This window comes from Xenorhabdus griffiniae (genome assembly GCF_001028135.1).
GTDB classification, from domain to species: Bacteria; Pseudomonadota; Gammaproteobacteria; order Enterobacterales; family Enterobacteriaceae; genus Xenorhabdus; species Xenorhabdus bakwenae.
In genome coordinates this window covers 1-21,443 of sequence record NZ_LDNM01000105.1, presented here as the reverse complement: position 1 = coordinate 21,443, position 21,443 = coordinate 1, and the positions used below count along the sequence as shown (strand labels likewise).

Sequence of the window (21,443 nt, the reverse complement as noted above, 5' to 3'; positions counted from 1 at the left end):
TACTTGAATTAGCTCCATTCAAAATGTAATGACGAGAATTTCTCTTGAATTTCATCAATAAATCGATTTGTACTAGGGCGTGTTGACGTTTTGCGAGGGATTATTAGACAGCATGATGAATTACTTTCGCTAAAAAACAACCAGACCTCACCATCATGCTGCGAACTATATTAACCGATCTTGCTTGAAATAAGCTATCTGCATTTATGCAACACACAGGTTGGGTTTATAACAAACCTGAACACCATTTGACCTTGGAAGGCATTCTTTATCACATGAGAACGGGTATCCCCTGGTGCGATTTACCGGACGAATTTGGCAAATGGAATCGCGTCTTTTCACGTTTTAACGCCGGGTCAAAGAAAGGGATTTTTCAGATTATTTTCAAATTGTTATCTGGCATTGCTGATAAGGAATGGCTGTTTATTGATGGCACTATCGTTCGGGCTCACCAACACAGTGCGGGCGCTGCGTCAGATGACGATGAAGCCATTGGCAAAAGCCGTGGCGGATCTTCAACCAAGCTCCATTTAGCCGTAGACAGTGGTGGGTTGCCTGTTCATTTTGAACTTTCAGGTGGTCAGGTTCACGATAGTGTTCATGCAGAAAGCCTTGTCGCTGCATCTCCCTCCTCCGAAGCAGTTATCGCTGACAAAGGGTATGACAGCCAGCGTTTCAGGATGTTTATTGAACAGCGAGGAGCCACTCCGGTGATCCCTTATCGCAAAAATAGTCGAAAAACCAACCAACGCATTGATGAATGTTTATACGAGTATTGTCACTTGGTGGAAAAACTTGAACGGAATTATGCCAGCATGGTGTCACTGGCATTTATAATTGTCTGGTTGCCGATGTGGGTTGATTGAATTATGACCTTAAAACATCAACAGACCCTAAACAATAGGCTAAATATTATATTTATGATAATTCTAGCCATTTAACACACAACCAATTAGCACTTCAGACAGTTGTCTGATAACAGAATGTCACTTTTGTTTATTATTTCAATTAAAATAAAAACTAGTTGAAATTCATGTTTCTCTATATAGTGAAAATTATAATACATAAATTACAGGAAGATAAATTTACAGATTTATAAAAAACAAAAGCAATATCTTGGAAAACAATTGAAAAAATAGAATTAAAGGTTAGATCAAAAAGAGATTATAATGAATAAACTTAATGCTATAAAAAACAACATGAAGTTATCACACCCAGTTGAAATTCTAGAGGAGTTATTAATATTATTATATTTATATGGCCACACTTCAAACAGAAACCTTTCATTAAATAGTAGATTACCTATCCCTATCATTTCAGCATTCAAAAAAGAATTAATAAAATATAATTATGCTGAAAACAAAGGTACTTTTAAATTAACCCACATAGGCATGAAATATGTACAAGAGGAGCTAGGATATAAATCAGTTGATATCAATAAATATAACCTTCTGTTATCAGAGGAGAAACGAGAAGAGTTTGAGAAAGAGCTTTCCGTTTTATTGGAGCCAATATATAACAGCAGGCCTCAAGTCAATGTTTTGTTAGATCAAGCACATGCAACATTAGAGACATCAATACGCCGGGTCATGCTATTACTTAATAACCCAAGAGTATTTAAACAAAATATTTTATTTTTGGGTGATGATGATTTGACTTCCTTAGCCCTGATGATGGCATTTAAAAATCTCGACTACGACGGCTCAAAAAATATTTTTGTCAAGGATATCGATCAAGATCTACTAACATTTATTCGAGATGTCGCAGAGAAAAATGATTTCGTCATTAATACTGAATACTTAGATCTAAAACTCTCTAATGTATACACTAAAAACTTTGACATCGTCTTGACAGATCCACCTTATACATTGAGCGGATTAAAGTTATTTTTATCACGCGCTATTAGTTTCACTAAAAATGATAATAGTGAGATCTTACTCTCCTTTGGTCAAAAAAAACCAATGGAAAACCAAGAAGTTCAAAGGTTATTCAACAATCAGAATCTTCTTATCAGGAATATTTATCCGCAATTCAATAAATATCATGGCGGAAGTATTATCGGTAATGTCAGCGATCTCTATGTTCTTTCTGTTACACCTCAAACCTACCCGATGATCTCAGGGAGAAATCATTATTCAGATAAAATCTATACTGGAGAAATTAACCCTCGTATAAAATTTTACCAATGTAAATCATGTAATAACATGATAACCATTGGGCACGGAAAGAACATATTAACGATAGAACAGCTCATAGAGGCAACTTGTAATAAATGTCACGACACTAAATTTCAATATCGTGGTCAGGAAAAAGTAAGCTCATCGGATCATACACGACAGCTTGGCACTCACATTATTATAGATATGAAAGATTGTGATGAAGAGGTACTGAAATCTGTATCAGCCATTGAAAAAATCATGCTTGATATTGCCCAACAATGTGAGCTGAATGTTGTTACTCATAATTTCCATCAATTCCAGCCATGGGGTGTCAGTGGTGCACTAATATTAGCAGAGTCCCATTTTACCATTCACACATGGCCTGAATATCAGTACGCCGCTCTTGATTTATTCGTTTGCAATGAATTTAAACATCAAGATACATTTATGATTCAGCTACAAACGCAGCTTAATGCTCAAGAATATGAATATAAGATACTACAGCGGGGTTTTTAATTTTAAAATAAATAGAATATCTTCTTAACACTTTACTCAACGTTGAAGCATTAAATTTATTCACTCAACGAAAGAACTGATTGTTAATTAGCCGGGTGTGAAAGACAATCAGTTACAGAATAAATAATATAAATCGTTATGCTATTTCGTATAAACCTCTCGGAACCTGCTTGCCTGATAACCAAAAAGCACAATAGGGCTATGAAAGCCCCTTTAGATTAAACCGTTTTATATAAAAAATATTCAAATAGAGAGTAGACGTTTTGCAAAACTCCCCTCTTTATTCTCTTTTTTGAATTTTCTATACTTTGATGCGTAGCTTAGCATCGTTTCTTGATGCGGATATTCACGGATAAATATCCCTCCCCACAGATCATCCCATTTTTGATAATTGGGATCATTCAACAAATATATATGCGCTTTCTTAATGTTCCAATGAGGAATACCCGGATACAAGTGATGCACTAAATGGTAATTATCATAATGCCTTCCAAATAAGAAGCGTTCCCACCAAATACCTTTTGTATTTCGTGTTAGCAATAATGCCTCCTTTTCAGACGCAGGCAGAGGATAATGTTCAGCTATACCGATAATCCATCCAATAGCTACTGTAACCGTAAATAATGGAACTATCCAAAGCAGAAGAAAACACAGAAAGTAACCAGAGTAAATGATGATTGAAAGTATCACAATCCAATAAATAAAAAAGAAAGTTGATTCTTTATCATTCTTATTTCCTGATTTTTTCTTTGTAACTTTATTTTCGTCTTTTTTTAACTCCTTATTTTTCTTTGATTTAATCATGTCTTCTATTACATATTTTATATATTTAAATGTTCTGTATCCTGAAAGTGTTAATAATATATTCTGTATAAAAAACTCTCTATCATTTTGATTAAAATCATATAATCCACTATCTATATGAAATTTATAATCAGGATCTTTTTCTGGATCACCTAAATGAGCATGATGATACCTGACATGGGGATCTTTATAAGTGCTAAGCAAATGAAATACCAAATGCCCGGATAAAAAAGTCCCGGCGATATAATTCAGGAACTTGTTTTTAGCTAAAACATGATGAGATGAGTAATGTAATATATTTGTGAATGCCCGTTGTGTCGAACCTATCATCAATAAAGAGAGTGGATAAAACCAGAAACTTATACCAACACTTAAATATATCGCAATTATTACAACAAGGTAATCTTTTGAAAGTGAAATAGCCCAGTGATAATTATCCAATTTCCTTAGAATTCTTAAACTGGAAATCACATTGCGAGATATATTGAAATGATTTCTTAACTTTATTTCAGACAACGGCATAATTAAATTCCCTCCTGATATTTTATTAATAATGAGATAAATTAAGCTTTGATTAGAATTAGAATAACAACAATACCATTAAAAAACTTAACTCTTTAAAATTACCTCCTTGTTATCTTTTCTTACGCAACACAGCCTCTTAATTAATTCGGTGACTGGAAAGTTCATTTACACAATTTTCTTATTCCAGTCACTTAAGATAATTTAAAAAGGATCACTTTAATATTTCATTTTTCTCATTCAGAATGATATCTTCTGACTGTAAAAGTGCTTTAAGCTTTTCAGTACATAAAAACTCTTCTCCCATCATCAAAATATCACCTTGATCACGTTGAATATGTTCAGCCAACTGTATAACTAAAGCAGCAGCGCCTGTAGCGGTTAAATGTGCTTGCCCCTTCGGGTCTTTAATATGGATATATAGGTGTTTTCGATCCCCTTTTTCATCAGTTCCATGTATATCAATCCGAATTTGATGCTGATCGCCTGTACCGGGATGATAAAAAATCTTTTTACGTAACTTTTTAAACAGATCACCTGATATCAGTTTCCAAATACCATTTTTTATAAAAAATGATAAGATCTTATTCGCCTTATGATTATCATAACCAATTCTCGTGGCAATGGTTTGAGCATTTGTTATTAAAGGCAAAGTAAATTGATCAGGCATATCGATGCGAAAAACACTATACCGACAATTATCATCAAATGAGATAATACGTTCATCCGAAAATGGGAGTATTTTCTGATATCTCCCATTTTGTTTTACCGTAAACGGGGCCGCAAGGCTATCCAAATAATCAAATGAATCCGGGCCTGACTTATCATTCGAAGCACTGAGTATACTGATATCAATACTCGTGATGTTCACTAATGACTTACTCATATTATTGGCAAGTGTTGCAACCACACTCGCCATCCACGATGAAGCAAAAATCATTGTGCCTGGTTTTTTATTTCTCATGATTACAGCCTTGCTTAGCGCAACCTGCAATCGTTCAGTCCAACGCGTTATATCTATATAAGCAATGCCATTTTTATTTGCAAAATGCAATAAATTATCTTTGGGATCATTAACAGTGGCTAATATTATGTCAATTTTTATTTCATCTGATAAATTGATATTATCAATATCAAGAGCCACTGCCGTTGCATTTCCTAACGTTTGGGCTAATTGCCTGGCATTATCAATACTTCTGCCTGCAATAATTAACTCCAGCTCAGGCGCATGTTGATTTAAAATCTGTGCAACTTGCTGCCCAACAATGCCATATCCCCCAACTAATAAGACAGATAATTTTTTCATTTAATACCCCTCAGAATAGAACTCAAAATTTTCTTCCTCGAATGACTAAGTACATTTAGAAATACAATTTCAGTTATTATGCAATCTTTTATTCATGCGTTTTTTAGCTAAACTCCTTCTATCACTTTGACTTATATTTTCCTTATCTTGATGCTTATCACTGTATTCATCGATTATATTCTGCAACGCAGTTTGCAGTTTAACTACAGAACTATAAGTAAACATCATTGCAATGGGCATATCCATGTTTAACTTCTGCTTTAACTTTTCGTTAACTTGAACAATATCAAGCGAAGTCGCACCCAAATCAAAAAAGCTTATATATTCATCCAGTTCAGAAAGACCCAATTGGTGTTCCCATACTTCTATAATAATCTCCTTTATTGAGTCCTCAGCACGTGAATGTTTTATATTGTATACATAATCTTTATTATTTAATCGCGAAATCTCATCTTGTTCTATTCTGTCTTTGATTGGTAATACTGACACCGAAAATTTATTAGGATAATGGGAAATTATCTGAAGAAATACATATTGTCCTTCTTGATTAGTTAAACCGATCGCTGTACTGGGATTTGTTATGGTATTAACCGCCATACCCACTTCTAACCATCGATCCCAGGAGATGGAACAGATCCTGAAAGGAAACTTCTGGTCGTCGGCCATCGCCTCTAAATAAGCATTGGCCGCAACATACGCAGATTGCCCAGAAGCTCCGTAATAAGATAGCAAAGAAGAACAAAACAGCATGGAACGCAGGCTTTTGTCACTAAAATAGGAAAGCAGGTTATTAGCACCCAAGACTTTGGCCACCATGATATCACGATGCAGTGTGAGATTAGGTTGCGCAATTAATGCCCCCGCATAAGATCCTGCTGCATGCATCACCATACTGAACGGCCCCAATTCTTTTTCAGCCGATTGCAGCAATGAATGAAGCTCTTTTTCACAAGAGACATCAACAGAATGAATATAGACTTCACTCCCGGCTTGTTCTATTTTTTCGATGCTCTCAATTTTTTTCATTGTTTCCATTTGAGCCGGATCTTTCTTTATAAGATCCCATTGAGATCTTGCAGGAAACTGTGAGCGAGAAGCTAAGACAAAACGTGCACGATACTGAATTGCTAATGATTCTGCCAGCTTTAATCCAATGCCACCAAGACCCCCACTAATAAATACTAAATCCCCTTCTTGTAATCCATGTGCTTTATCAACACTATTCAGAGGCGTTATTGATAATGGTTTGAATTCAGGAAGCCATAACTGACCATGCCGTATTGCAACCTGATTATAGTTACCTGAATTCACAAGCCCCCGTATCAGCAAATTAAATCTGTTATCCGGTACATCATTTCCAGATAAATCTATTTGCATTACCTGGTGCTGTTGATATTCATGCGAAATTGATTGAAGCAAACCTTTTAACAACGAAATCGTTGGTATCGCTTGTTCACATCCCAGTACATTTTCAATTTCAGGTGTGAAAAGAATAAATCTTGCAGCTTGCAATTCTAGCAGAGTTAAAATAATGCGAAGCCCTTCAACCCATTTTAAATAATATTCAATGGGATCATTTTCGAGTCTTTCTTTTTCAGGAATCAGAATAAACCTACTTTCAGGTAATGGGGTTAATGATTTAATACTGTCTGAATCATCAATAAAAATCACTGTGCTATCAGGCCACAATGCTTTGCATGAAACAAGATAACCGGTATTATTTGATTGAGTACAAAGAATAAAAACCGGTTGACCTGTATTCCCTTCTTCTATTTGAAGATAAAGTTCTCTCTGCCAACTAGGGAAATAAAGTTTATTATGATTTAACGTATTACTCTCACGACTTACATTGATGCCAGAAACTAATTTATCCCTGAGTTGAGTATACTCCGTTCTGGCAAACTGATACACCGGCATATGAATAAAATGCCCTTGTGGCTGATTGATATTTTTCCAGTCTATGCCTTCGGCATTACACCATATTTTCCCAAGCTGACGATAAAAATATTCATGATCATCATCTGTCAAATTAGGGTGTTTAATCATATTCATGATTAATGGTTTATTTTCATTTTCGTTTTGATAATACTTATGTATGAAACTGGATAAAGTATTACCCGGTCCCAATTCAATAAAAACAAGGTCATTGAACTCTGATAGTGTTTCTATGCTACCTAAGAAATTAACGGTATTTCGTTGATGGGACAACCAATATTCAGGTTGTCTGATACCTTCTTCAGAATGCCAGCCACCTGTTAAATTCGAAAGAATGGGTATTACAGGATGGTTAAAACTGACTGAATTTAACGCCTTGGCATATTCTGCCTGAATCTCATTTATTGTTCTGGAATGGAACGCATGAGAAGTTTTTAATCTTCTGCATTGGATATTATCATTTTGAAGAGCAGATACCAGCCTCTCAATATTAGCCGCCCTACCAGAAATGACGACAGATTCTTTACCATTGATTGCAGCTATATCAAATTCTTCATCAAGGTAACTGCGTATCTGCTCTATTCCTAATGCGACACTCAGCATCATCCCAGGCGACATCATTTCGATGAGTTTTGCCCGTTGACTAACTAAATGCAGGGCATCATTGAGGGAAAATACGCCAGATATTGTTGCCGCAACATACTCCCCTAAGCTATGCCCGAGTAAGGCAAACGGTTTAACACCTTTATTTTGCAGTAATGATGTCATGGCATATTCAACAATAAAAATAGCCAATTGGGTTATTTCGTTGGATACGCCCTTCTGTCCAGATATATTCACAAAAAAATCATGCAACTCTTTTTGAGTATCTTCAGATAATAAAGCGAAACAATCCTGACAACTATTTCTGAATATTTCTTCCTGCTGATATAAGGCATAAGCCATACCCGGATATTGTGTTCCCTGTCCCGGGTATAAAAAGACGATCCTCTTGGCTGAATGTTTTGCTTTTCCGTGAATAAAATCAGATAAAGCGCAGGATGTCTCACTCCCGGAATAAACCAATACAGATCGGAAATCAAAGTGTTCCCGCCCTTGTTGCAGGGTATAAGCAATATCAGACAATTTATGCTTTTTCTCTGACAGAAGTTTCAGCAGCTCATTTTCCATCATCGATAAACTTGATGTATTCTTGGCAGACAACGGCAACAGGACCAATTGCTCAGGTGATTCAGGTTTCAATGGTTCATGGAGCATCTCTTCGAGGATGATATGTGCATTTGTCCCTCCAATGCCAAAAGAACTGACACCCGCCCTTCTGACTGATTCGCTATGCCACTCCTGACTATTTTTATTAATGTAAAAAGGTGATGATTCCAGCATTAATTTAGAGTTGGGTGTACTGAAATACTTATTGGCACAAAGCATTTTGTTTTTCAGTATTAATGCGGTCTTAATTAAACCGGCCATACCAGCAGCACTATCAAGATGCCCAATAATAGATTTAGCTGAACTTATTGCAATACTGCCCACCGGACAATCATGGAATACATTTTTTAACGCCGTAATTTCAATGGGATCGCCTAATTTAGTTGCTGTTCCGTGTGCTTCAATATATGAAATTGATTTAGGATCAATTTTAGATACTGTGATTGCACTACGAATAACGTCCGTTTGCCCTTCAATACTTGGCGCGGTATAGCCCACCTTTCTTGCGCCATCATTATTGATAGCACTTCCCTTAATTAAAGCAATAATAGGCCGTTTTTCTGCAAGAGCCTGCTTTAACGGTTGCAGCACAATGGCGCCAATGCCCTCACCTCCCACAGTGCCATTGGCCTGTTCATCGAAAGGGCGACAAACACCATCCGGTGATTCTATCATGCCATCCAGATAGAGATATCCCTGTTGGTTTGGTGTCACCAAAGCGGCAGCGGCCACTAAAGCCAACTGACATTCGCCCAGTAATAGTGCACGAGCCGCTATATGCACTGCGGTTAATGAAGAAGAACAAGCGGTTTGTAGTGCAACGGCCGGGCCAGTCAGCCCCAACTTATACGCTAAGCGCGTGGCCGCAAAATCTTTTTCGATAAGGCTAAATGCAGAAAATAAACCGACCCCGTCTTGCTTGCTCTCTTCATAAGCGGCCATTTGCCACTGCAACTGAGCACTGGCCGCCAAATAACAGCCTACTTTTCCTTTATAAGCTGAAGGCACTAAACCTGCTGAACCTAATGCCTCAAAACTACATTCGTGAAGGTGCCTGATTTGTGGCTCAAGTAATTCCGCTTCGCGCTTATTATATTGGAAAAACTCAGCATCAAACCGCAAAGGATGTTCAATCACACCCTTCGCATTGACATAATTCTGGTGCTTATACTCATGTTCAGGGACACCATTCTTAGCTAACGTTTCATCAGAAAATCGGGTGATACAGTCATTACCCTCAAGACAATTTTTCCAAAAACTTTCGACCGTTGGGCTATCAGGAAACCGGCAGGAAATACCAACAATAGCGATTTCCAGACCTGTTAATTTTTGAGGTAATTTATCATTAATTGGATTTTCTTCTTTATTCATAATATGTCATCACCAATGAAAATTAAAAATAAATACGAATCGAAAGCTCACGAAATCCATTCGTATACTGATTGTTCATCATCTTATTTTCGGCTATTTACACTCAATGATTAAACATCCCTATCGCATTATCAAATTGTTCAACCTGATTATCGCCAATCAAATTATTTTCTTCTGCCTTTCCATCATATTCTATAAAAATCGCTTGTTGTTCTATTGTGGTATATTGGAATAAATCAACAACTTCAATTTCTTTATTAAAAAACGCATTCAATTTGATACTAAGTTGCAACAAGGTATATGAAGAACCACCCAAATCAAAAAAATTATCACATGAACTGATGTTTTCCTTATTTATTTTTAAAACCTCAGCCCACAGAGATAATATATTTACCTCAACCTCACTACTGCAAGGTTTCATCTCAATGCTTCTTGCGGTACTTCTGGGATCTGGCAACCTCGCAACATCAATTTTACCGCTGTTATTTTGCGGAAACTCTTCAACCTTAATAAAATAACTCGGAACCATGTAATCTGGCAAACGTTCAGCCAATGCTTTCTTCAAAACCTCTCCGTTAAATTCAATATTGGTATATATATAAGCCACTAAAAATTTATTATCCGGGTCTTGGGCATTAACCATAACAAAAACATCACAAATAGTTTTCAAACCGGGTTCAAGCCCATTGATTTGTTCATTCAGCGTTTTTTGAGTAATAACTTCTATTTCTCCTAATTCAATTCTATAACCATTAATTTTGACCTGATTATCGGATCGGCCAAGATAGATTAAACCATTCTCTCCTGAATATCGGGCCAGATCACCGGTTCTATAATATTTTTTACCTTCGATAGTAATAAATTTTTCAGCGGTTAACTCCGGATGATTTATGTAGCCTTTTGCAAGACCTTTTCCAGCAATGGCAATTTCACCAATGGCGCTTTCAGGTAACCGTCTTAAAAAATCGTCAATCAATATAATCTCTTCACCCGGCATCGGAAAACCAATGGGAATTGTCGGTGTTTGAATTTCACTCTTCTCGTTAAACTCGAAAGAAGTGGATTGCACACAGCATTCTGTCGGGCCGTAAGCATTAGAAGCGTTAGGAACCGACTCCCAACATTTGGCAAAATTATACCAGTTATGTTTTTCCAGCAATTCACCACCAATCATAAGATGATTGACCGTACAACGAATTGAATGCTCAGCGAATTGTGTTCGGATCATCCGTAAATGTGTCGGCGTACAATCTGCAATCTGAATAGCATTCTTATCCCAGAATTCAACCACTCTTTTTCCATCCCGCCTGACGGACTCAGGCACCATATGAAGAGTATGGCCGAGTAACAGTGCCGGATATAATTGTTGTACTGAGGCGTCAAAACTCAGTGCAGACATCATGGCTACATCCAGAGTGCCCTGATAATGTTGATAAACTCTGTCATGTAAACCTAAAACCAGATTTATGACAGCAGCATGCGAAACTTCAACACCTTTTGGCGCACCTGTTGAACCAGACGTAAAAATAACATAAGCAGAATCTTCTGACGTTAGATGAAACTGTTCACCGATATCAATATTGGTATCACTATCAGGCGATATATAAGGAATGTTCTGACAGTCTTCAAGCTCACAGATTGTTTCATCAGAAACAATGACATGCTTAATCGAGGCGGTATCTTTGACATGTTTCTTTCGGGAAGCAGGCCAATTTATATCAAGCGGACAATATTTAGCCCCTGTTTTTAAAACAGCCAGCATAGCAACAATGGCGGCACATGAACGATTCATATGAATACCGACGGTATCATATTGTTTAATACCCAGGCTTAACAATTTAGTGGCAAACGTTGAGCTTAATTTATCCAATTCGATATAACTGAGCGCACAATGTTCATCTATAATCGCTGTGCGCAAAGGATGCTGTTTCACTCGTTCTGCAAATAGAGAATGAATAGTCGAGTGACTGTCAATTTCAGGTGTAAAGTGATGGGCATATACACCCGACTTCTCAGATAATTTGAGCGTACTGAGCGTCTTCTGGGAACGAATCTGACGGCTAAACAACACGACCATGTTAATAATTTCGGCGTAATAATTAACATGATAAGGTGAATGAACTTCACAACTTATTATTTCATCATCATGTTCAAAAAATACTTGAGAAACAGATAAATTATAAATTTCTTTATTCACCGTCTGGCAATTTTTCAAAAGAATACACGATGTGAAAAATTTAGGTTGTTCACAAATTTCGCGAAATGAACCTAATCTATACTGTAATAAATTCTGTATGCTTTTTGATACAGTTTTTACCAATTCTGCCAAAGATTGTTCAGGTGAATATTTTGCCGGAACACCTATTATCTGGGATTCTTCACCATCATCGAGATAGCTTGTGGTTAAAATTAAAGAGCTTTGGCTTCTCTGCATCATTGACTGAGCAAACCCTGTTAATGATATCAGTAAAGCACTTAATCGTTTATCTGAACCATTCGCCATAGCTAAAATATTTTGTGATGCCTCACGTGAAAACACTATTTTTTGCCGGTTCACGCTATCATGATTGAATATCAGAGATTTTTCAAACTCTGATGGCTCATGATCATTAATTATTCTCTTCCAAAAATATTCTTTATCCATGTTTGTGTTTAATTCATTTTTTACATTCATTATATAAATATCCCATCATTTGAGTATTGACTCAATTGATCCCAGAAATTAGCTGGCCTAATTAACGTTCCCATTGGCGTTTTTCAAAGAATGTATTTAAAACCCTTGAAGTTAGCTAAAATTAATCATCGTTATAAACCTCATGAGCATTTTCAATACCCATGAAGACGTTAGAGATACTCAAATATCCCTCAGAGAAGACTTGTGTGTTTCTCATATCCTGCAACATACAATAATAGTCACTTAAATTTTCTGTTTCTATAATAACAAAATCCTGAAACTCTGCGGTAAAACCCTCAGTATCTATCGTTCTCAGGCTGATTGATGAACTGTATTTTTCTAATATCTCTGGCAAATATTCATTTTGCAATTTTTTCCGCTCACTCCGTGTAAGCGCATTCCATTTCTGATGAAAAATCAATGTCCAAATAATGACATATTTCATTTTATTTCCTATATAATTTTATTTATTTCAAGTGCAATTTTATTGATGACTTCACTTTTAACTTCTTGTAAATAAAAATGCCCGCCCCGGAATCCATAGGTTGTACATCGGCCTGAAATATAGTCCGGCCAACCTTTCATCATTTCATATGTCACCTCTGAATCCTCTTTGCCATAAAACAAACCCACTGCGGTTTTATTATTAACTTTTGATTCGCTCATAATAAAATCATCTATTGCTTTAAAATCTTTTCTGATTATTTCAAGCATGATTTTCATCGCATGTTTATCTTCAGTTAATCCGCTGATATCTCCTAATGCTTTTAAATAATCTAAAAACTGATTTTCCGTCATTAAGGCGCGATGAACTAACTCTGTTTTTTTTATATGAGGCGGTTTGAATGCAGACAGGCCAATCCACAATGGATATATACAGCGCGCTTGCAATTTTAAAGTCAATTCATAAGTCATTAATGCCCCCATACTATGCCCGAAAAGCGCGAATGGTTTATCGGTCTTAATCACAGGCAATAACACTGCTAAAATATCTTCCATAGATTCCAGGCACGCTTTGCCAAAGCTCAGCCCCCGGGCAGGAAGTTCTATCGCAATAAACTCTATCCAATCAGGTAATTCTCGTTGCCATGCCCTGTAAAACATGTGAGATCCCCCTGCATGATGCAGAAGATATAATCTCAGTTTTGCATTTATCGGTGTATTTAAATGAATTTTATCTAACATACTGGCTCTATAAATAAGATAATGAATTAAACTACCCTTCTAATACCCGGATTTTTCTCTTTCAAAAAATGGGAAATCATAAGGGCAGCCACGTGTAATATACAAATTAACAGGAAATTATCCCCTTCATCTTTCAAGCTAAAAATTAAAGTCCAGAAAATCACTCTCCGTCACTTCATCATGATGACTTCCATTGTTTGCATTCAATATAAATTGAATGTCTTTATCAGGATAAGCGACAATATTATTTAATAATGCAATATATCGATACTTGAAATACTCCATTGCTTTTTCTTTAAATAAATCCTTTTTGTATTCAATATTGAATTCATAGCCTGAATAATTTTCCTTAACAAAAAAGGTAATATCAAATCGGGTATTCTCCTGATGGAGATCGTAACGAGAGAATTTAACGTCAGGTAATACAAAATCAGGCATTCCAATATTCATATAGGAAAATACGGTATCAAAAATCGGTGTTCTATTTAACCTTGGCTTAATATTAAGCTCCTTCACCATATTTTCAAACTGAAAATCAGCATGCTCAAATGCGGCTATCGTTCTTTCAGCGACCTTTTTGACAAAGTGCTTAAAGGGTAATTCACCGTTACACTCAAAGACAATCGGCAACAAGTTTACAAACATACCAATGATACCTTGCAGTTCACTTTGCGGTCTTCCCAATATGGGTGTACCTACTGCAAATTCATCTTGTCCGGATGTATCTTTCATCAAAAGTGCATAAGACGAAATGAAAAGCATAAATTTTGTGATATTTTCGCGTTCTGCCAACTCATCAAGTTGATCACTCAATGCCTTATCAATCACAAAACCTATCCGGCCACCTATATTACCCACCTCGTTTGTTCGGGCATAATCTATTGGTAATTTAAGCTCAGGTATATTTTTTAACGTTGATAACCAAAACGCCTTCTGTTCCAATATACTGCTATCATTTACCATTCCTTGTTGCCAAACGGTATAGTCTTTATATTGTATTTCTAACGGTTTCAATTCTTTATCCTGATAAAGATCCAAAAAATCTCTTACAAAAATATCTTGAGAAAGCCCATCCGAAATAATGTGGTGTAAATCCAAGAAGAATATGTAGCTTCCTTCCCGAACTTCAATCAGTGTCACTCTTATCAATGGTGGCTCATCTAATTTAAATGGTCTGATAAGACTATTAACCTTAATTTTCACTTCATCATCACTCATATTGGATGAGTCAAGCTTTAGATATTCTATATTTATTTCAATGTCATCATGATATTTTTGTCTTGGTTCGCCTTCACAAAGAATAAATGATGCTCTCAGTGAATCCTGTCGTTTAAATAATAATTGAAGTGTTCTGTCAAACTTGTCCCTGTCTAATTTACCGACAATGTTAAATGCGGCTGTTTCGTTATAAGCAACTGAATTTTTATCCATAATCTGTTGCAGATAAAGCCGCCGCTGTCCGGGTGATAGCGGATAGGTTTCCTGAACTTCTGCTGGCAATATCATTTGATACTCTGATTCTGCCTGTGAAGCAGATAAAATAACAATATCTTCGATCGTCGGGTTCTTAAAGAAGTGTGTTAATGAGACATCTATTTTACAATTTTTGTGAATCCTCGATAATAAAGTTATCGCTTTAAGTGAATTACCGCCCAGTTCAAAGAAATCATCTTTTAAGCCAATCGGTTCAATTCCCAGAAAATCTTGCCAAACTGAGACGAGTTCTTTCTCAATATCACTCTTTGGTAAGACATATTCAGAATCTAAATCAGGTCTTGCTGCATAATCCCCATGTTGAATGGCTGTCTCATTATCGTGGACAGCAGGAGCCGACCATTGTGCAATACGTGCATTAATATCCGCCGTTGAGATCACAAGGGCCTGTTCTTCCCGATACCCGAGTACTTTTTCTAATAAAGAAACTCCTTCACTTCTCGTCACAAGCAAGTGTGACAGGCTACTACCCACTCCCGCGTTAATTTTTTCTTTCTCTGCTAATTCCCAGCCATCCCAGTTGATTAACGACCATGTTTTCCTATTTCTCCGATTATGGCGTAATACAAACGCATCTAAATAGGCGCTGGCGGCCGCATATGCGAAAAATCCGACACCTCCGAGAATAGGCGCTAAAGAAGAAACGATCAGGCAAAAGTCATAATCAACAGGTTCCAAAACTTGTTCTAATACCGTTATTCCTTTTTGCTTAGGAACGAGATGGCTATCAATATATCCTATATCCGTTTCACTTATTGATCTAAACGAAGCGTCATCGCTTAACCCCGCCAAGTAGAATACCCCATCAATACGGCCATAATTGGCAACCAAATCATGGATAAGCTTTTTCATGGCGTCATGATCACTCGCATCAGCCTGAACAAACTCCAGAGTTTTTGCAGCATCGGCGACGGATTGCCACTTCTGGTCATGTTCATATTTGGCGCGTGAAGAAATAACCAAATTAGCGTTATATTCTGTAGCAAGGTATTGGGAGAATGTATGACCAATAAAACCGCGTCCACCGATGAGTAAATACACTCCCTCTTTTTTCAAACGGGAAGTTTCATCCTTCATAAAGGGAATAGACGGTAAGAATGTTTCAGTCCATCTCCGGTTATTTCTGTAGATAACCGTTTTATTTCCGCCTGCTTCGATTTCGCGTATCAGAATCTCAGCAGAGCAATCTTTAACATGACCAACATCGATAGCCCGGCAAGATACTTCATGGAATTCCTGTCGGATAATCGTGCTGATAACCAGCATCGCAGCCGCACTCGGATCAATATCAGGTTCATTACAAACTTCACGTGCATTCTGGATAAGTAAGGTAATATCCTTTAAATGATTTATATTGCAAAATGCGCGATGTGATTTGAGTAAATAAAGTACCGAAGCCAATTGTTCATTAACCGTCAGGTTTACACCAGTACAATCAATGATAATGTCTTCAATTGACATCTGGTTATTGTTAAGAAATTTGAATAAATTTGCATGATCTTCACTGTTGAGACCACGAATGGTGCCTGGAGCGCTAATTTCCAATTTACATTGCTGACCAAGCCTGACTTGAATAACTTTGTGGTAATGATTGATTAATGCTTGTTCGTAAAGGGTACTTTGCTCAGAATTATCCCCTAACTTGAATAAAAGCGCGGTCTTAACGTTTTTTTCTTGCTTAAGGTTTCTTAAAATATCCTGTTGCCAGACAGATTGATAAAACCAATCTGATATATTTTCATTCTTGGTAATAGGCGTCTGACTCGTTTCTATACTTTCATTGCCAGAAAACAGATGTAAGAAATTCGCATTTTCAGGCCAGTAAATACTTCTGTCAAAAGCATAACCGGGCAATGAAATACGTTTGCAATCTGGTGATGTGCGTATTTTTCCCCATTGAATTTTAATGCCTTGTTGCCATATTTTCCCTAATCCAGCCCAGAATAAGTAAGGATGACTGTCAGCTTTATTATCTTCCGGGAGCAATTGGATGATTGATTGCGAGGATTCTGGCGTCGTATATCGGCGAATTAAATTAACGAGATCTCTTCCCACTCCCACTTCAATCAACACATAATGATTACTGGTATTAAGAATATTTTCCATTCCCTGAACAAAACACACAGTTCTTTCCGCTTGTTCAGCCCAATAGTGAATTGATGTTACTTCTCCGGCAGAAAGTATTTTACCCGTCACAGAGGACATAATTGCTGTTTTCGGCACATTTAACGTAAAGCCAGAAAGTATTTGCAGTAATTCTTCCTTTATTTTTGTCATTGCGGGGGAATGTGCTGCATGTTTAGATTTGATGGGGGTCGTCAGGATACGTTTTTTCTTTAATATCTGAGAAAATTCTTCGATGGATTGTTCATCAGATGAAACGACACACGAATCTTTATTATCTATTGCAATAACAATGTGATCAGGGCAAAGCGGCAATACCTCTGATGCAGGCAGTGGGATACTCAGCATAGCGCCAGTAGGCAGGTTTTGCATGAGTTGCCCGCGTCTTACAACAAACTTTAATGCGTCTTCTAATGTAAAAACGTCAGCAATAGTTGCAGCAATCAGCTCCCCAAAGCTATAACCGATGAGCATTGAGGGGTTGATGTCTATATCAATTAAACACTTGGCAAGCGCATATTCGATAATAAAAATGGCTGGCTGTGCATATTGTGTTTCGCTAAGCAAATCACCATCGCCATGATTAAACCATTTGCCCTGCAAAGACTCACCAAGATACTCAGAAGCCAGAAGCAGACATGAGTCAACTATTGAACGGAATAATAAGTGGTTTTCATAAAGTGACAGTGCCATATTTGAATACTGTGCTCCCTGCCCAGGAAACATAAACACAATATTCTGTTCTGGATCTTTTGCTTTTACGGGGTTTGTCGTCTCTCTTTCCAGAGCCGAACATAATTCCTGATATGTTGCACCAACGAACGCTTTACGATAACGGTGGTGTTTTCTTCCTTCCTGCAAAACATACGCAATATCATTCAAGCGGTACGGTTTAGAGCCTTTAAGTGCATTCAGCAAATTCTGTTGATTATTTTGTAGCGCTGCCGGCGTTTCTGCTGAAATTAAAAATACATTCGGCTGTCCGTCATCTTGTACTTCTTCTTGCTGATCAGCTTCCGCAATCACAATATGCGCATTCGTTCCCCCAATACCAAAAGAACTGACCCCTGCCATTCTTTTTTTCCCCGCAGGCACTGTCCAATCCATAGGGCTGGCTACAACTTTAAACGGTGTTTCATCTATATGCAGCTTATCATTCGGTTTATTGTAATGCAGAGTAGGCGCTAATTGCTTATTCTTCAATGACATAATAGTTTTAATGACGCCCGCAACACCGGCTGCTTCATCTAAATGACCAATATTACTTTTTACCGCGCCCAACCAACAAACATGATGGGAATTTTGGAATACACGTGCCAGTGCGGTCACTTCGATGGGATCACCAATTTCAGTGGCTGTCCCGTGACATTCTATGTAGCTGATATCTTCAGGCTCCACGCCAGCCAACATATGCGCACTGACAATAACCTCTGCTTGCCCTTCTATACTTGGCGCGGTGAACCCCACTTTACGTTGTCCATCATTATTAACTGATGATCCTTTTATAATCGCATGGATTTGATCATTATCTTCTAAAGCACGATCAAGGAGTTTCAGAAGCAGAATTCCCACTCCATTGCCACCCACAGTACCATTCGAATACGCATCAAATGGACGACAGTGCCCATCAGCCGAGCGGATCATTCCCCGCTGATATGTATAGCCGGATTCCTGAGGTAATGAAATGGAAACCCCACCAGCCAATGCCAGATCACAATCTCCACTTAATATTGATTGGCAGGCGGTATGAATGGCAACCAACGAAGTTGAGCAGGCGGTATGCACAGACATCACCGGCCCATTTAAACCTAATCGATAAGCTATTCGGGTAATGATAGATTCCGGCAGGCTCCAATTCACTGCATCAAAGATTTCAGCCGGAGTCAGCTTCTGTTTTAGCTGATTAGAAATCCACGGTAAATTGATCGACGCACCCGCAAATAAACCAATTCTGTCTTTATTATCGCCGGGAATATACGCTGCATCTTCCAGGGCATGCCAGCAGCATTCGTGTAATAACCGGCATTGCGGGTCCATTTTATCAACTTCGTCTTTGAGATAACCAAATACATTGTTATCAAAGGACTTGTAATCATTAAGTATCGCTTTAGCGGGGACAAAGTTAGGATCATTGATCTCTTCTTCGCGGTACCCGTTCTTTATCAACTCTTCATGAGTGAATTTTTTTATACTTTCTTTTCCTGAAATAAGATTTTGCCAAAACATCTGTGGTGTAGCTGCATCAGGAAAATTACAAGCCATGCCAACAATAGCTATATCAAATGAATTCGTCATATATTAACAACCTAATTTTATATAGATAATTTAAACAACCTGATCTCCAACACTATGTTTTATTGGAGACAAAGGCATTATTGAAATAATCTGTCAAAATACGTATATCACGCTATAATTCATCCACTAAGGAACGCAAAATAAACCCATTAAAAATTAGTCATTAACATACTCCTGTTTATTTTGGCTTTTAGCATAGGATATATGGCGAAAAAATATGATGAGTAAATGAATCAAGCTCATGATTAAAGTCAAAATTAACAATATTGACAGTAGGATAAAACTCATTGGCATCCAGATAACCAATGAATTCCAAGACATATTTAATAAAACTGAGGGAAAAACAAAACCTAACAGCGTCAAACCCAAACAGGCTAAGATTGAAATTATCACGATGGCTTTCTTTGCCCCAGACAAGTGCCTACTCTTTTTAGTTATACTATTACGATAAATTCTGAATGTTATTATTAGTAAAAACAGGAAAAGTAAAACACTTGATGCTAAAAAGACTTTATCAAATGTATCAAACAGTTCAATCTCATTGGCAGAGTTCAGGTTTATTGTCCCGTCTCCCGATGACAGTTGTTTTAAAATGTGTTCACCAATAGTAAACGTGACATTACTGTTAACATTCGCCATAACAGCAACAGCGACGTTAGATTTAGTATTCATTCCAATAAAACTGGAGAAATTCGGGTTCATTCCGGTATGATATATTTTATCGTTATTTATAGACCATCCTAGTGCATAGTGAACATCTTCACCCTCATTCGTTGATAATTGCGCATTAGGCGCAAGCATACGCTTTTTATATTTGCTTAATGGTGAATCGTTATCCTTAAGAAGAAAACGCAGCCACTTCTCCATATCAATTGCGTTTGTCTGAATATATCCGGCAGGAACATTAGTAATGAAGAACGGTGCATCGTAGGGTCTGGGAGCAAGATAGCTTATCTGATATCCTGTCGCCTTTTGGTTAACCATAACATCAACTGAGGTATTATTCATTTCCAGCGGGGTTAACACATATTTCTTTAATAGCTCAGAATAAGGTTGCTGTGTCACCACTTCCATCATTCTGGCGGCAATATCATAATTAATCGTTGCATAGGAATAAAGCGTTCCAGGGTTGTTCTGGAGATCTATCCGTTCAATACGATTGATCATGCTCTCCAGGGAATCACTGCTGTTACCACCATAAATAAAATCAACACTTGAAAATGGAATCCCCGATGAATGATGCAGCAATTGGATAAAGCTGACCTCTATCGGCTGATTATCATAATAAAGTGAGAGCGAAGGAAGGACAGAAGAAACGGTCGTTTCTGGTTTTATTTTTCCTTCTTCAATGAATTGTGCCGCGATTAACCCAGTAAAAGCTTTACTCGTCGATCCCAGTTCAAATACTGTTTCCCGCTTAATATCTCCATCTTGATTTTCGTTCTGTTTGCCTAAAGTTATTAGGTGGGTTTTGTTGTGCTTATCAATAATGACCAGTGACAAACCAGGTATTTTACCCACTTCCATATAGTTAATAAGTTGATTTTTTAATTCCGCATTGTTGGTTGGTTCACTTTTGGCAAAAGAAGCGGTCATGAATATGATGCTAAAAAAAATAACAAGCAATCTGATTTTCATCCAATAAGGCCCCTGATATTTTATTTTGTAAAATTTAATTCGCACGACTATAAGAGCCTCCCAACAGGCTCTAAATCATGGTTCTTGAATTTAACGATACCCAATACATTCCGGGTTATATTATGTCATTACTTCCGGTCATATAGCTGACTATAGCAAAATCATCATAACATGGCATATTCAATATGCTCTGTAAACAGCTCATCAACTG

10 protein-coding genes are annotated in these 21,443 nt (G+C 37.2%); 2 read left to right on the top strand and 8 right to left on the bottom strand.

Going from position 1 to position 21,443, the window contains the following annotated elements; genetic code table 11:
* The first annotated feature begins 206 nt into the window (after nt 1-206).
* Both AAY47_RS16600 and speD read left to right on the top strand, forming a co-directional pair.
* Complete coding sequence (locus tag AAY47_RS16600; protein WP_047771248.1) at nt 207-866, top strand: IS5 family transposase; 660 nt, start codon at nt 207-209, stop codon at nt 864-866.
* A 303-nt stretch (nt 867-1,169) separates the two neighbouring features.
* The gene (gene speD / locus AAY47_RS16595; RefSeq protein WP_047771246.1) at nt 1,170-2,675 is read left to right on the top strand and encodes an adenosylmethionine decarboxylase; all 1,506 of its coding nucleotides are present in this window, start codon (nt 1,170-1,172) and stop codon (nt 2,673-2,675) included.
* 243 nt (nt 2,676-2,918) lie between these two features.
* Here the strand turns inward: speD and AAY47_RS16590 are convergent, their stop codons facing one another.
* From AAY47_RS16590 to AAY47_RS16555, 8 genes are all read right to left on the bottom strand, one after another.
* A complete protein-coding gene (locus tag AAY47_RS16590; protein ID WP_047771244.1) occupies nt 2,919-4,001 on the bottom strand; it encodes a fatty acid desaturase family protein in 1,083 nt (360 codons plus the stop codon).
* Nucleotides 4,002-4,215: 214 nt separating this feature from the next.
* Nucleotides 4,216-5,307 (bottom strand): saccharopine dehydrogenase family protein, encoded by a 1,092-nt coding sequence (locus AAY47_RS16585; protein WP_047771243.1) that lies wholly within the window; start codon nt 5,305-5,307, stop codon nt 4,216-4,218.
* Between the two features lie 69 nt (nt 5,308-5,376).
* Nucleotides 5,377-9,822, bottom strand: coding sequence for a type I polyketide synthase (locus tag AAY47_RS16580; RefSeq protein WP_047771241.1), 4,446 nt, complete (start codon nt 9,820-9,822; stop codon nt 5,377-5,379).
* Between the two features lie 103 nt (nt 9,823-9,925).
* Nucleotides 9,926-12,496 (bottom strand): non-ribosomal peptide synthetase, encoded by a 2,571-nt coding sequence (locus tag AAY47_RS16575; RefSeq protein WP_047771240.1) that lies wholly within the window; start codon nt 12,494-12,496, stop codon nt 9,926-9,928.
* Nucleotides 12,497-12,617: 121 nt separating this feature from the next.
* Complete coding sequence (locus tag AAY47_RS16570) at nt 12,618-12,941, bottom strand: darcynin family protein (RefSeq protein WP_047771239.1); 324 nt, start codon at nt 12,939-12,941, stop codon at nt 12,618-12,620.
* An 8-nt stretch (nt 12,942-12,949) separates the two neighbouring features.
* Complete coding sequence (locus AAY47_RS16565) at nt 12,950-13,681, bottom strand: thioesterase II family protein (RefSeq protein WP_047771238.1); 732 nt, start codon at nt 13,679-13,681, stop codon at nt 12,950-12,952.
* A gap of 138 nt (nt 13,682-13,819) precedes the next feature.
* Nucleotides 13,820-19,594, bottom strand: coding sequence for a type I polyketide synthase (locus AAY47_RS16560; RefSeq protein WP_047771237.1), 5,775 nt, complete (start codon nt 19,592-19,594; stop codon nt 13,820-13,822).
* 156 nt (nt 19,595-19,750) lie between these two features.
* Complete coding sequence (locus tag AAY47_RS16555; protein ID WP_047771236.1) at nt 19,751-21,232, bottom strand: serine hydrolase domain-containing protein; 1,482 nt, start codon at nt 21,230-21,232, stop codon at nt 19,751-19,753.
* Nucleotides 21,233-21,443 lie beyond the last annotated feature (211 nt).

Coding starts and splice junctions, on each gene's coding strand:
- AAY47_RS16600 (WP_047771248.1), top strand. CDS start 207: ATGCAACACACAGGTTGGGTTTATAACAAACCTGAACACCATTTGACC.
- AAY47_RS16580 (WP_047771241.1), bottom strand. CDS start 9,822: ATGAATAAAGAAGAAAATCCAATTAATGATAAATTACCTCAAAAATTA.
- AAY47_RS16570 (WP_047771239.1), bottom strand. CDS start 12,941: ATGAAATATGTCATTATTTGGACATTGATTTTTCATCAGAAATGGAAT.
- AAY47_RS16590 (WP_047771244.1), bottom strand. CDS start 4,001: ATGCCGTTGTCTGAAATAAAGTTAAGAAATCATTTCAATATATCTCGC.
- AAY47_RS16565 (WP_047771238.1), bottom strand. CDS start 13,681: ATGTTAGATAAAATTCATTTAAATACACCGATAAATGCAAAACTGAGA.
- AAY47_RS16555 (WP_047771236.1), bottom strand. CDS start 21,232: ATGAAAATCAGATTGCTTGTTATTTTTTTTAGCATCATATTCATGACC.
- speD (WP_047771246.1), top strand. CDS start 1,170: ATGAATAAACTTAATGCTATAAAAAACAACATGAAGTTATCACACCCA.
- AAY47_RS16585 (WP_047771243.1), bottom strand. CDS start 5,307: ATGAAAAAATTATCTGTCTTATTAGTTGGGGGATATGGCATTGTTGGG.
- AAY47_RS16575 (WP_047771240.1), bottom strand. CDS start 12,496: ATGAATGTAAAAAATGAATTAAACACAAACATGGATAAAGAATATTTT.
- AAY47_RS16560 (WP_047771237.1), bottom strand. CDS start 19,594: ATGACGAATTCATTTGATATAGCTATTGTTGGCATGGCTTGTAATTTT.